The sequence below is a fragment of the Campylobacter concisus genome (assembly GCF_002913545.1).
GTDB lineage: Bacteria > Campylobacterota > Campylobacteria > Campylobacterales > Campylobacteraceae > Campylobacter_A > Campylobacter_A concisus_AV.
The window spans coordinates 1-13825 of sequence record NZ_PPBR01000033.1; the positions used below are offsets into that span (position 1 = coordinate 1).

The window sequence follows — 13825 nt, forward strand, 5'->3', positions numbered from 1 at the left end:
GCATCTTTTGTTACTATTGCGTTTTTAAATTTACTAGGTGGGCGATGTTTATAAAAGGCTTTTTTTCAAACTCAGTTGGCATCATGACTTCAAGGATTTTAGGGCTTATAAGAGATCTTTTAACGGCTTCTATCCTTGGTGCTGGCATATTTAGCGACCTCTTTTTTATAGCATTTAAGATACCAAATTTATTTCGCCGCATCTTTGGCGAGGGTGCCTTTACGCAGGCATTTTTACCAAATTTTGCAAATAGCAAGAAAAAAGCGATCTTTCAGGCTGAAATTTTCATCAAATTTCTACTTTTTATAGGTGTTTTGACGCTTCTTGTAAATTTATTTACGCCCTACTTTATCAAGATCATCGCAAGCGGTTTAAGCGAGCAAAATATCACAGACGCAGTGCCGCTCGTGCGTATAAATTTCTACTATCTAGCCCTTGTTTATATCGTCACTTTCATGGGTGCGCTACTTCAGTATAAAGGGCACTTTGCGACGACTGCGTTTTCTACTGCGCTGCTAAATTTAGCCATGATCGCTTCACTACTTTTGGCTCGTGGCAAGAGCGAGAGCGTGGTCGCACTTTATCTTAGCTTTGGCGTCGTTGCAGGCGGCTTTTTGCAGGTTTTAGTGCATCTAATCGCTATGAAATTTAACGCCTTAAATAAAATTTTCTGGGGCGGTTTAAGCGGATATTTTAAAGGCAAAAGAGCGCAGAGCAAAGGCTTTTTTATAAATTTTTATCACGGCTTACTTGGCTCAAGTGCGATGCAGATAAGCGCATTTATGGACACTTGGCTGGCTAGCTTTTTGGTAAGTGGCTCGATAAGCTATCTCTTTTATGCAAATAGAATTTTTCAGCTCCCACTCGCCATCTTTGCGATAGCGCTCTCTCAGGCACTCTTTCCAAAGATCACTAGGCTTTTAAAACAAAAAGACGAGGCAAATGCCCTAGTTTGGACGAAAAAGAGCTTTTACTTGATTCTTTGCGCCCTACTAGCTGCCACGATCACAGGCGTCGTGCTAAGTGAGTTTATCATCTGGCTCTTGTTTGAGAGAGGGAATTTCGTAAGGGCAAACACCATTGAATGCGCTAAGGTGCTAAGCGCCTATTTGGTGGGGCTTACGCCATTTGGACTGGCTAAAATTTTCTCACTTTGGCTTTACGCAAATATGAAGCAAAAAGAGGCGGCCAAAATTTCTATCATCTGCCTTGTGATAAATTTGATCCTAGCTGTCATTTTGATGCAGAAATTTGGAGCTGCTGGCCTTGCATTTGCAAGCTCGCTCGGGGGATTTTTGCAGCTTATTTTATACATTAGAGCCTTTGGAGCTAAGCGATTTTTAGCTATAATCGAGCCTAAATTTATAGCCGCCATCGCTATTTTGGCGGTTTTGCTCTATTTTGGTTTAACATTTTTAAAGGATATATTTAATGCGAATTTTTGATACTTCTAAAAGAGAAAAGGTTGAGTTTAGCCCTATTAAAGATGGTGAAGTTAGCATCTATCTGTGCGGTCCAACAGTCTATGATGACGCGCATTTGGGGCATGCAAAGTCAGCCGTTAGCTTTGATCTTTTAAGAAGGGTCTTAAAAGCGCTTGGCTACAAGGTCAAATTTGCAAGAAACTACACCGACATCGATGATAAAATTTTAAATAAAATGGCGCAAACTGGCCAAAGCCTAGAGGAGATCACAAACAAATATATAGCGCACTACGAGAGTGATATGGGCGCTTTAAATGTGCTTGATCCAGACTTTAAACCAAAGGCTACGCAGTGCTTGGAAGCGATCATTAACTACATCAAAGTGCTCATGGATAGAGGTGTGGCGTATAAGACGAGCGATGGAATTTACTTTGATACGAGTAAAGATAGTGGCTATTTTAGCATCAGTGGCAAGGATAATAACACCGATCTTATCGCGCGCGTGGCTAGTTTTGGCGAGAAAAGAGATGAGAAAGACTTTGTGCTTTGGAAATTTGATGAGAAGTGGTACGAGAGCCCATTTGGCAAGGGTCGCCCTGGCTGGCACACTGAGTGTGTGGCGATGATAAGTGAGTTTTTAAGCGATAAAGAAAATGATAAATTTGAGATCGACATCCACGCTGGCGGCATCGACCTACTCTTTCCGCACCACGAAAACGAGGCAAGCCAGTGCAGATGTGCCTATCATAAAAATTTGAGCAAATACTGGATGCACAATGGCTTTATAAAGGTAAATAACGAAAAGATGAGCAAGAGCCTAAACAACAGCTTTTTTGTAAAGGACGCCCTAAAAAACGTTCATGGCGAGGTGCTTAGATATTACTTGCTTACAAGCCATTATAGGGCGCATTTTAACTATTCAGATGAAGATCTAGTGGCTTCAAAAAAGAGGCTTGATAAAATTTACCGTCTCAAAAAAAGAGTCGATGGCGTGCAAGCTGGCATGGCAAATGAGAGCTTTAAAAGCGAGCTACTTGAGGCACTAAGCGATGATCTAAACGCTTCAAAGGCGCTTGCAAGCGTCGATGAGTTTGTAAAAACGGCAAATGAAAGACTTGATAATAATCCAAAAGATAAAGCATATAAGGCCGAAGTGGTGGCAAATTTAGAGTTAATAGGCGAAATTTTAGGCATTGCTATCACAAACTATGTGGAGTATTTTCAGTTTGGCGTAAGTGACGAGCAAAAAGAGCATATCCAAAAACTTCTTGATGAGCGCTCGGTAGCTAAAAAAGAGAGAAATTTCGCAAGAGCTGATGAGATAAGAGATGAGCTAGCAAAGATGAATATCTCTATCATGGATACGCCAAATGGCGCAGTTTGGGAGAGAAATAATGAATAATTTTGGCTTAAAAGATGTGCTAAAGCGCTTTGGTCCATATTTTAAAGACTATATCCCACACTTCATCTTTGCCATCATCGGCATGGGGCTTGCCAGTGGTGGAACGGCGGTAAGTGCCTATCTAGTTGAGCCTGTGCTAAATAAAATTTTCGTCGAGAAAAACGAAAAACTACTTTATTTACTGCCTTGTGCGATCATCGCCATTTATCTTGTAAAAAATATCGGAACCTTCATGCAGGCCTATTTTACGGCTTATATCGGGCAAGATACGATTAGAAGATTTCGCGAAAAGATGGTTGCAAACCTTTTAAATTTAGATATGGATTTTTTCAACGAATTTAGAACTGGCGAGCTAATCAGCAGAACAACAAACGACATCGACCGCATAAGATCGATAGTCTCAAGCATCATACCTGAGCTAACAAGAGAGTCAGTCACCATCATCGGGCTTCTTTGTGTTGTTGTTTATCAAAGTCCAAAGCTGGCATTTTTCGCCCTTGTCGTCATGCCAGTAGCGATCTATCCGATCTCGCGCCTTGCTAAAAGGATGAAGAAAATTTCAAAGCAGTCGCAAGAAAAAACATCAGACATCACCTCTGCGCTTAGTGAGATTTTTACAAATATCGAGATCATCAAAGCAAATAACGCCCAAGAATACGAGCATTCACGTTTTGTTGATGAAAATAATAAATTTTTTAGGCTAAATTTAAAAAGCGTCAAGATCGAGCAGTTAGTAAGCCCGCTAATGGAGACTATAGGCTCAATAGGCGTGGCAGCTGTTATCATCATAGGCGGCAAAGACGTCATCGACGGGCATATAAATATGGGCGCATTTTTCTCGTTTCTAACAGCGCTTTTTATGCTCTACACTCCGCTAAAACGCATCGTAAATATCTACAACAAGATGCAAGACGCCATCGCAGCAAGCGAGAGGACGTTTTTCTTGATGGATAAGGTAAGCCAGATAAAAGATGGCCAAAAAGAGCTAAACGAAGAGATAAATTTGATCAAATTTAACGATGTCCGCCTAAGCTACGGCGATAAAGAGGTCTTAAAAGAGATAAATTTAGAGGCAAATAAGTCAGAATTTATAGCCCTTGTTGGCTCAAGTGGCGGCGGAAAAAGCTCGCTTATGAATTTGCTTATGAGATTTTACGACGTAAATGGCGGAGAAATTTTGATAAACGGCATAAATTTAAAAGATATAAAAATTCACTCACTTCGCCAAAATATCGGACTTGTAACCCAGCGCGTCTATATCTTTAACGACACAGTTGCTAAAAACGTAGCTTACGGCAGAGAATTTAACGAAGATGCCGTGATAAACGCACTAAAACTAGCCAATGCCTATGAGTTTGTAAGCAAGCTAGATAACGGCATAAACACTATCTTAAATGAATTTGGCACCAACCTCTCAGGCGGTCAAAGACAGCGCATCGCCATAGCTAGAGCGCTTTATCAAAACCCACAAATCCTAATCTTTGACGAGGCTACCTCTGCACTTGATAACGAGAGCGAAAAAGAGATCACAAAGGCGATAAATAATCTAAGAAGCAAAAAGATCATCTTCGTCATCGCTCACCGCTTAAGCACGGTTGAAAATGCCGATAAGATCGCAGTTTTGAGTGATGGCAAGATCATTGATAGTGGAAGCGACGAGGAGCTTAGCAAGAGAAATGAAATTTATGCAAGGCTTAAGGGCAAAGCCTTAGTTTAAGGCGATTTTTGCTAAGATTTGCAGAAATTTTAGGCATTTTAAAGAGGTTAAAATGAGCTTAAACTACAATACTTTAAAATCTATATTTTTCAAATTTGATCCTGAAACTGCCCACAAGATCGCTGAAGTCGCGATGGTCGGGGCAAATAAAATCTTCCCTGGCTCGCTAAGCTTTTTAGCGCACAAATGCGTAGTCGATGACAACGCGCTAAAACAAAATTTATTCTCAAGCACCTATCACAACCCAGTTGGCATAGCTGGTGGCTTTGATAAAAATGCCACGATGTTCGAGGCGCTAACGGCTCTTGGATTTGGACATTTAGAATTTGGCACATTTACGCCAAAACCACAACCTGGCAACGCAAAACCTAGGCTTTTTAGGCTCATAGACGAAGAGAGCATACAAAATGCGATGGGCTTTAACAACGATGGCTGTGAGGCTATCAAAAATAGAGTAAAAAAAATCTATCCTTTTACCATACCAGTTTGGGCAAACATCGGAAAAAACAAGGTTACGCCAAACGAAGATGCGATAAAAGACTATGAAATTTTAGTAAGAGAATTTAGTGAAATTTGCGACACATTTGTCATAAATGTCTCATCGCCAAACACGCCAAATTTAAGAGCGCTTCAAGATGAGAGCTTCATAAAAGAGCTTTTTAGCGTCATTTTGCCACTAACTAAAAAGCCGATCATCTTTAAAATAGCTCCTGATATGAGCCACGAAGATGCGATCAAACTTTGTAGCTGCGCGGTAGAAAACGGCGCTAGTGGTGTGCTCGTTTCAAATACAAGCGTTGATTATTCGCTCTCTTACTCGACAAATTTAAAGGATTTTGGCGGACTAAGCGGCAAGGTGATCGCCAAAAAGTCAAAAGATATCTTTAAAGCCGTGGCAGACGAGCTTTATGGCAAGACGACGCTTATCGCGTGCGGCGGCATAGATAGCGGCGCAGAGGCTTATGAGCGCATAAAAATGGGAGCAAATTTAGTCCAAATTTTTACAAGCTTTATCTTTAAAGGGCCGATGATCGCAAGAGATATAAATTTAGAAATTTTAGAGCTTTTAAAAAGAGATGGCTTTGCCTCTATCAGCGAAGCAGTCGGCGCAAATGTTAAAAAATAGAGGGCAAGAGATTGATAAAATTTAATAAATTTAAACTAGAAAATGGACTTGAAATTTATCATGTGCCAGTAAATCCTGGCTCAAAGGTGATAAGTGTCGATGTCTTTTATAAAGTTGGCTCCAGAAACGAAGTGATGGGCAAAAGCGGCATCGCTCACATGCTAGAGCATCTAAATTTCAAATCAACCAAAAATTTACGAGCTGGGGAGTTTGACGAGATCGTAAAGGGCTTTGGCGGCGTAAATAACGCAAGCACTGGCTTTGACTACACTCACTACTTCATAAAAGCCTCAAATGAAAATTTAGACAAAACGCTTGGTCTTTTTGCCGAGCTTATGAAAAATTTAAGCCTAAAAGATAAAGAATTTCAGCCAGAGCGCGAGGTGGTGCACGAAGAGCGCAGGTGGCGAACAGACAACAACCCTATGGGATACCTCTACTTTAGGCTCTACAACCACGCATTTATCTACCACCCATACCACTGGACGCCAATAGGCTTCATAAAAGATATCGAAAACTGGAAGATCGCTGATATAAAAGAATTTCACTCTACATACTATCAGCCAAAAAACGCCATTTTGATGATAAGTGGCGACATCGGCAAAGACGAGGCATTTAGGCTGGCTAAGAAAAACTTTAGCGGCATAAAAAACAAAAGAGCCATACCAAAACTACACTGCAAAGAGCCTGAGCAAGACGGTGCTAGAAGAGCTATCATCTACAAAGATAGCCAAACGCAAATGCTAGCTATCGCTTATAAGATCCCAGACTTTAGGCATGCTGATCAAGTGGGGCTAAATGCGATAAGCGAATACCTAGCCACTGGCAAAAGCTCTATCTTACAGCAGCGCCTTGTCGATGAGCTAATGCTTGTAAATCAAATTTACGCTTACAATATGAGCTGCGTTGATGAAAATTTATTTATATTTTTAGCAGTTTGCAACCCAGACATCGAGGCAAGCGCGGTTGAGGCTGAAATTTTAAAGATCATAGATGATCTAAAGAGAAAGCCAATCGACAAAGAGGATGTTTTAAGAGTTAAAAATTTGATAAAAACTGATTTTATCTACTCATTTGAGAGCGCGAGCAAGGTGGCAAATTTATACGGCTCATACCTTGCTAGAGGCGACATAAAGCCACTTTACAAGCTTAAAAAAAACATAGATAAGATAGATGCCAAGCTTTTAAAAGAGATAGCAAATAGATATTTCAATGAAAAAACTAGCACGACAATAATCTTAAAAAAGGAATAGACGTGAAAAATTCGCTTCAAGGTGCGATGACAGCACTAGTTACGCCATTTAAAAACCAAAAAATAGACGAAGTCAGTTTTGAAAAACTGATAAAAAGACAGATAAAAAACGGTATAGACGTCGTTGTGCCAGTTGGAACAACTGGCGAGAGCGCGACTCTAACGCATGATGAGCATAGAATTTGCATCGAGATCGCAGTAGATGCATGTAAAGGCACAAATGTCAAGGTGCTCGCTGGAGCTGGTAGCAACGCCACTCACGAGGCCATCGATATCGCTAAATTTGCCCAAGCTCACGGTGCTCACGGCATCCTATCAGTCGCTCCTTACTACAACAAACCAACACAAGAAGGGCTTTACGAGCACTACAAGGCTATCGCAAATAGCATAGAAATTCCAGTGCTTCTTTACAACGTCCCAGGCAGAGTTGGCGTAGATATCTTGCCAGCGACCGTTTTTAGGCTTTTTAAAGATTGTAAAAATATTTTTGGCATCAAAGAGGCAACAGGTAGCATCGATAGATGCGTCGATCTGCTAGCTCACGAGCCTGATTTAGTAGTTATCAGCGGTGAAGATGCGATAAACTACCCTATCCTATCATACGGTGGCAAGGGTGTCATCTCAGTCACTGCAAACCTCTTGCCAGATCAAATTTCACAGCTTACTCACCTTGCGATGAATGAAGAGTATAAAAAAGCAAAACTGATAAATGACAACCTCTACACGATCAACAAAACGCTCTTTTGCGAAAGCAACCCGATACCGATCAAAGCGGCGATGTATCTAGCTGGGCTGATCGACACTTTGGAGTACCGCTTGCCACTTTGCAAACCGAGCAAAGAAAATTTCAAAAAGATCGAAGAAGTTATTAAAAATTACGAAATAAAGGGATTTTAATGAAGGACACACTAAACGAATTTAAAGGTAAAACGCTAGTCATCAGCGGCGGCACTAGAGGCATCGGCAGAGCCATAGTGGAAGAATTTGCAAAAGCTGGCGTAAATATCGCTTTTACTTATAACTCAAACGAGGAGCTTGCCAAAGAGCAGGCAAAAGAGCTTGAGGCTACATACAAGATAAAAGCTAGAGCCTACGCACTAAACATCCTTGAGCCAGAGACTTATAAGGAGCTATTTTTAAAGATAGATGAGGACTTTGATAGGGTTGATTTTTTCATCTCAAACGCTATCATCTCAGGCCGTGCGGTGGCTGGCGGATACACTAAATTTATGAAACTAAAACCAAGAGGTATAAACAATATCTTCACAGCAACCGTAAATGCCTTTGTCGTGGGCGCACAAGAGGCTGCAAAACGCATGGAAAAAGTGGGTGGCGGCAGTATCATTAGTCTAAGCTCAACTGGAAATTTAGTCTATATCGAAAACTACGCAGGCCACGGCACAGCAAAAGCAGCCGTTGAAGCGATGGTAAGATACGCTGCGACAGAGCTTGGCGAGAAAAACATCCGCGTAAATGTCGTAAGCGGCGGCCCTATCGAGACAGACGCGCTAAGAGCCTTTACAAACTACGAAGAGGTGCGCTATATGACGGCAAAGCTTAGCCCGCTAAACCGCATGGGACAGCCGACCGATCTAGCTGGAGCATGTCTATTTTTATGCTCGTCTAAGGCTAGCTGGGTGACTGGACATACATTTATAATAGATGGCGGCACGACTTTTAAATGAGAGTGAAATTTCTAAGCATAAAGGCATATTTGTGAGCTTAAATTTACCAAATTCACTGGCATTTTTTAGGATATTGCTAGCTCCGCTTATGTTTTTTATGCTCGTAAATGCGCCAGGAATTTTTACGCAAATTCATATAAGCTGGATAAACTACTTCGCAGCCCTCATCTTTGTGATCGCTTCGGTGACTGATTTTTTTGACGGCTACATCGCTAGGTGCTGGGATCAAAAGACCAAGCTTGGCGCTATCCTTGACCCGCTAGCTGATAAGATGCTGATCTTGGCTGCATTTTTGGGTCTCATGATGCTTGGCAGAGCGAGCGCTTGGGCTGTTTATCTTATCTTGGTAAGAGAGTTTTTTATAACTGGCTTTCGTGTCGTGATGGCAAGTGATGGCGTCGAGGTCGCTGCTTCGATGGCTGGCAAGGTAAAGACGGTTTCGCAGATGTTTGCGGTTGGATTTTTGCTGATGAGCTGGCCTGGTGGCGAGCTTTTGCTGTGGATCGCTGTTGCGCTTACGCTTTATTCTGGGTTTGAGTATATCTTTGCCTACGTAAAAGCAATGAAAAAGAGTTAAATTTGAGCTGCGACCTGCAAGAGATTATTTTAGAGCGCACTGCAAATTTAGAGCCAGCACTGCAAAAACAAGCGAAAAAACTAAATCAAAAGATCATCAATACTTGCTTTTATCATAATTCTAAAAATTTAGAAAAGATCGGCGGTGTGATCAGCCCTGAGCTAAACGAATTTTTATTAAGCTGCGCTTTAGAATACGACAAGACGCACGAAGATAAATTTGATACGTTTGATAACGACGTAGAGATTTTGCGTGGCATTTGGAGCGCGATGAGCTTTTCAAAAAGCCCTGAAATTTTAGACTATCTAAGCACGCAGGCTACTCGCTCGGTATCGCACCGCTCGTTTGCCCACAGATATATCTTTGAAATTTTACGTTTGCAAGAGAAGGCCGGCCGTTCGCATCCACTACTTGCAAAGCTTTATGACTATTATGATAGCTTGCAAGCAAAACTGCCTATATATGAGCTTTTGCGCCGTATAGGCGTAAGCCCTGCTGATCCTTATGATTTTAATATATCGCTAAATGCTGTAAATTTTGGCTACTGGTTTAGCAATCAAGGCTTAAGCGATGAGGAGCTAGCTGGTAAATTTCACTTAGAAATTCGCCTTTTTGCCCCTTTTATAAATGACCACACATTTGAGATAGAGTTTAGAAACGACGCTGTGCCAAGGGCTAGAGTAAATTTTAACGATGAGGGCATGAGTTTTTTGCAAGAGCTGTCAAATGACGTTTTGCCCCGCCCTGATATTTTAAATTTAAAGCCATTTGTTGATCAAGTAAAGTCACGTTTTGATCTGAAATTTGACCTAAACGATAAAGATAAAACTTATTTTAGCCTCAGCAAAGGGCTAAATAGAGCCAAAACACTCTCTTGGCTAAGAGAAATTTTCGCCTAGATTGCAAGGCAAATTTGAGAGTAAATTTATAAATTTTGGCTAAAATCTCATCAATTTTTCAAAAAAAGGTAAGTTTTGAAAGGCATTCTCTTCACGCTAGCCCTGCTTTGTCTTGGGCTTTATGCGTATTCATTTTATTTTTTAGTGACCGTTTTAGCCATTAGTTTTCTTATATTTTTTCACGAGCTTGGCCACTTTTTAGTAGCAAGATCGCTCGGCGTCAAAGTAAATACCTTTAGCATCGGCTTTGGCGAGAAAATTTACACAAAAAACGTTGGCGGCACCGACTACTGCCTAAGCGCGATTCCACTTGGCGGATACGTGCAGCTAAAAGGGCAAGACGACACCGACCCAAAGGCCAAAAACTACGACGCTGACAGCTACAACGTGCTAAGTCCTATAAAGCGCATTTACATCCTCTTTGCAGGGCCATTTTTTAACTTTATCTTGGCGTTTTTTATATACATTTTGCTTGGATTTATCGGTGTTGAAAGACTTGCGCCAAGTGTCGGACACATAGCTGAAGGCTCGGCAGCTACGAGCGCTGGCATAGCAATAAACGATAAAATTTTAGCGATAAATGGCGTAAAAATAAACGAGTGGGACGAGATCAGCAAAAACGTAAAGCTTGAACCTAGCACCATTTTAATAGACCGCAACGGCTCGTCACTAACCATAAATTTAACACCAAAGATAGGTGAAACGATAAATTTATTTAATGAAAAGGTGCAGCGCCCACTTATCGGCATCCAGCCTAGTGGCGAAGTGGTGAAAATTTATCACACAGGTTTAGAGAGCCTAAAATTTGCCTTTGGCGAGACGATCGAGGCTTCAAAGCTCATCTTTAAAAGCTTTGAAAAGCTAGTCGTTGGAGCTGTGCCACTAAAAGAGGTCGGAGGCATCGTACAGATCGCCGATGTCACTTCAAAGGCCGCTAAGATCAGCCTTAGCGTTCTTCTAACCATCGTGGCGCTCATCTCTGTAAATTTAGGCGTGCTAAACCTCTTTCCTATCCCTGCGCTTGATGGTGGGCACATTTTATTTAACATTTATGAACTAATTTTTAGACGCGAGATAAATGAGCGAGTGCTTGTTACGCTTACCTACTGCGGCTGGGCGCTGCTGCTTGGCATAATGGTGCTCGCAACATTCAATGACATTATGAGATTAAGCGGAGGTTTATGATGATAGTTTTAAAAGAGCTACTTGAAAAGATAGAAAATTTAAGCAAAGATGTTACGCTAATAGCCGTTAGCAAAAATGTGACATGCACTGAAGTGAGGGAGCTTTACGCACAGGGGCAAAGAAATTTTGGCGAAAATAGAGTCCAAGAGCTAGCCAAAAAAGAGCTTGAGCTTCAAAATTTCACTGACATCAAATGGCACATGATAGGCCGCCTGCAAAACAATAAAATCAATCAAATGATAAGCCTAAAACCGGTGCTTTGGCAAAGCTGTGATAGCTTCGAAAGAGCCCTAGAGGTCGATAAAAGGCTTAACTACAAGCTAGACACACTACTTCAGATAAACTCGGCCGATGAAGATACAAAGCAAGGTGTGAGCGTCGCAAATGCGGCTGAAATTTATGAGCGCATCCAAAGCGAGTGCAAAAATATAAATTTAAAAGGCGTGATGAGCATCGGAGCGCATGTGGATGAGCCAAAAGAGGTGCAAAAGAGCTTCGAGCTAACATATAAAATTTACGAGAGCCTAAAGCCAAAAGGCGCAACTATCTGCTCGATGGGTATGAGTAGCGACTTCGAGCTGGCGATAAAATGTGGCTCAAACATGATCCGCCTTGGGACGATGCTATATCTATAAATAAATTTGCCTCTTTTATAGAGGTAAGATCAGTTGATTTAAATAATTTATAAATTTAGCCGATATTGAGTGCAACTTCTTTAAAAGGATTTTAGATGAATGTTGCACCGCAAAAGTATGATTTTATAAATTTAGATAATTTGCAAAATCTCTCTAAAAGATTTTCAAATCATGGCAATCAAAATAGCTCAAAAGTAAATTTAAAGCAGTTTAACGAGCTTTATGAAGCAAATAAAACAGATACCATCTACATAACTGAGGCTGATATCAAAGAATACAACAAACATCTAGCAATACAAAAAGCAGAAGAAATTTTAAAAGATTACACGCAAAATTTAATAAACAGCAACAACAGAATTTACTCAGACGAACCTTCTAATGGCTTTAGCAAAAACACCTACTTTAAAAATATAAATGTCACAGATGATGCCGCCATGCTACCTGTCTTAAAAAGTGGCTACTTAGAAAATACGAAATTTAAAAATTTAAACGACTATGCTCACTCAAACACTCTAAAGACAAATTATGGCGAAGTTGAAGTTTTTCTTGACCTTTATGGCGATAACGATGAGTTGGGCGTTGGAAAGCTAGAAAACAACAGCGCACTTTTTAGCTTTGATAGCAATAATGACGGCACGTTAGATCAAAAAGATATGCTCTTTGACAAGCTAAAAGTAAGAGGATACGACAAAGACGGAAATGAAAAAATAGCAAAGTTAAGTGATGTCACGGCTAGAGTTGATCTTAGGCAGTTTATCAGCACAAATGTCATAAACCACAACCAAATAGCAAGAGAAGAGCTAAACCATAAAGCAATAATCACAAATAGCCCCGATCTTTACGTAGATACAAAAGAGATCGATCACAGACACTCCTACTATGCCTCAGACCCAAATACCTTATTTGCTGCCAAAAATAGATATGAAAAGATAGGCAAAAATGATATAAATAATTTCTTTAAAAAATATGCTCAAAATGACGGCTGGGTCGATCTAAGGCACAATAATATCTTTGGCAAGGATAGCTCTTTTAAAAATTTCGCTTATACAAAAATAGGCTTTGATGACACTGCAAGATTAAGCGAGTTTAACCCGATCATCGAGTCAAGCAAAGAGCACAAAAAAGATGAAAATTTCTCATATACAAAATTTCAAAAAGATAGTTTTATGAAATTTTATAGTGACTACAACACCGAGCTTGATGCGCACAATATGATGATAGAAAATCTTAGCGCTAATTTAAAGAAATTTGACGAAAATGCGGACGCCTACATATCAAAGCTTGAAGATACAAAATCCGCCAAAATGATCGCAATGGAAAATGAATTTAAGCAAGCAACTGGGCTTGATTTTAGCATCTCAAATCTAAAAAAGGTAAAAAAGGCTTTTACTACAAATGAAGCCACAGCTGCCACTGCACTGCGAGATAGCGATAGCGTCATAGCTATGAAGCTAAATCAAGATGGCACGATAAGACTAAAATTTGATAGCGGCAGAGAGCTAGACGTAAATGAGCTTTACAATGACACTGGCAAACTAAATACGCCAAGCGAGCTAAAAACTAGCGTAAATTTAGAGGCAAAAAAGATGGACAATGCGCAACTAAATGGGCTAAATTTCAATGATATTGCCGTCATGCAAAGTGGCAAGATCACAAGCTTAAAAGATGCTGGAGCGATCGCTATCATCAACCTATCAAATAAATTTGAGAGTAAATTTTTAATCAGCCTAAATAGCGGCAAAAGCATATCCGCAAGAGAAATTTATAATATCAGCTATCTTGAAAACGATCTAAAAAATATAGAAAAGATAGATGAAAGAGATAAATTTTACAAAAAGGTTGATGCTAGGGTTTAAATTTGAGGGTAAAATCAAAAAAAGTTTATTGTAATTTAATCTTTTGGGGCATATAATCAATTCTTTG

Annotated in this window: 12 protein-coding genes; all 12 read left to right on the forward strand. The window is 40.3% G+C overall.

The genetic code is table 11. From position 1 onward, the window contains the following. Positions 1 to 44: 44 nt before the first annotated feature. Positions 45 to 1445: a murein biosynthesis integral membrane protein MurJ gene (gene murJ / locus CYP05_RS01965; RefSeq protein WP_103641872.1), complete on the forward strand. Its 1401-nt coding sequence runs from the start codon at positions 45 to 47 to the stop codon at positions 1443 to 1445. Continuing rightward, a complete protein-coding gene (gene cysS, locus CYP05_RS01970) occupies positions 1432 to 2826 on the forward strand; it encodes a cysteine--tRNA ligase (RefSeq protein WP_103641837.1) in 1395 nt (464 codons plus the stop codon). Before murJ ends, cysS begins: the two co-directional genes overlap by 14 nt. Next, the gene (locus tag CYP05_RS01975) at positions 2819 to 4543 is read left to right on the forward strand and encodes an ABC transporter ATP-binding protein (RefSeq protein WP_103641838.1); all 1725 of its coding nucleotides are present in this window, start codon (positions 2819 to 2821) and stop codon (positions 4541 to 4543) included. The genes cysS and CYP05_RS01975 overlap by 8 nt, the downstream gene beginning before the upstream one ends. A 52-nt stretch (positions 4544 to 4595) precedes the next feature. Continuing rightward, positions 4596 to 5669, forward strand: a complete 1074-nt coding sequence (locus tag CYP05_RS01980; RefSeq protein WP_103641839.1) for a quinone-dependent dihydroorotate dehydrogenase — start codon at positions 4596 to 4598, stop codon at positions 5667 to 5669. An 11-nt stretch (positions 5670 to 5680) separates the two neighbouring features. Further along, positions 5681 to 6922 carry a M16 family metallopeptidase gene (locus tag CYP05_RS01985; protein WP_103641840.1) on the forward strand — a complete coding sequence of 414 codons (1242 nt, stop codon included), beginning with the start codon at positions 5681 to 5683 and terminating at the stop codon, positions 6920 to 6922. A gap of 26 nt (positions 6923 to 6948) precedes the next feature. Beyond that, complete coding sequence (dapA, locus tag CYP05_RS01990; protein ID WP_196779711.1) at positions 6949 to 7818, forward strand: 4-hydroxy-tetrahydrodipicolinate synthase; 870 nt, start codon at positions 6949 to 6951, stop codon at positions 7816 to 7818. Then, positions 7818 to 8606 carry an enoyl-ACP reductase gene (locus CYP05_RS01995; RefSeq protein WP_103641841.1) on the forward strand — a complete coding sequence of 263 codons (789 nt, stop codon included), beginning with the start codon at positions 7818 to 7820 and terminating at the stop codon, positions 8604 to 8606. Before dapA ends, CYP05_RS01995 begins: the two co-directional genes overlap by 1 nt. Then, positions 8584 to 9183 carry a CDP-diacylglycerol--glycerol-3-phosphate 3-phosphatidyltransferase gene (gene pgsA, locus CYP05_RS02000; RefSeq protein ID WP_258031491.1) on the forward strand — a complete coding sequence of 200 codons (600 nt, stop codon included), beginning with the start codon at positions 8584 to 8586 and terminating at the stop codon, positions 9181 to 9183. The genes CYP05_RS01995 and pgsA overlap by 23 nt, the downstream gene beginning before the upstream one ends. A gap of 2 nt (positions 9184 to 9185) precedes the next feature. Further along, complete coding sequence (locus CYP05_RS02005) at positions 9186 to 10082, forward strand: hypothetical protein (protein WP_103641842.1); 897 nt, start codon at positions 9186 to 9188, stop codon at positions 10080 to 10082. 75 nt (positions 10083 to 10157) lie between these two features. Further along, positions 10158 to 11267 (forward strand): RIP metalloprotease RseP, encoded by a 1110-nt coding sequence (gene rseP / locus CYP05_RS02010; protein WP_103641843.1) that lies wholly within the window; start codon positions 10158 to 10160, stop codon positions 11265 to 11267. Further along, positions 11264 to 11902, forward strand: coding sequence for a YggS family pyridoxal phosphate-dependent enzyme (locus CYP05_RS02015; RefSeq protein WP_181001151.1), 639 nt, complete (start codon positions 11264 to 11266; stop codon positions 11900 to 11902). Before rseP ends, CYP05_RS02015 begins: the two co-directional genes overlap by 4 nt. A gap of 95 nt (positions 11903 to 11997) precedes the next feature. Next, a complete protein-coding gene (locus tag CYP05_RS02020; RefSeq protein WP_103641844.1) occupies positions 11998 to 13758 on the forward strand; it encodes a response regulator in 1761 nt (586 codons plus the stop codon). Positions 13759 to 13825 lie beyond the last annotated feature (67 nt).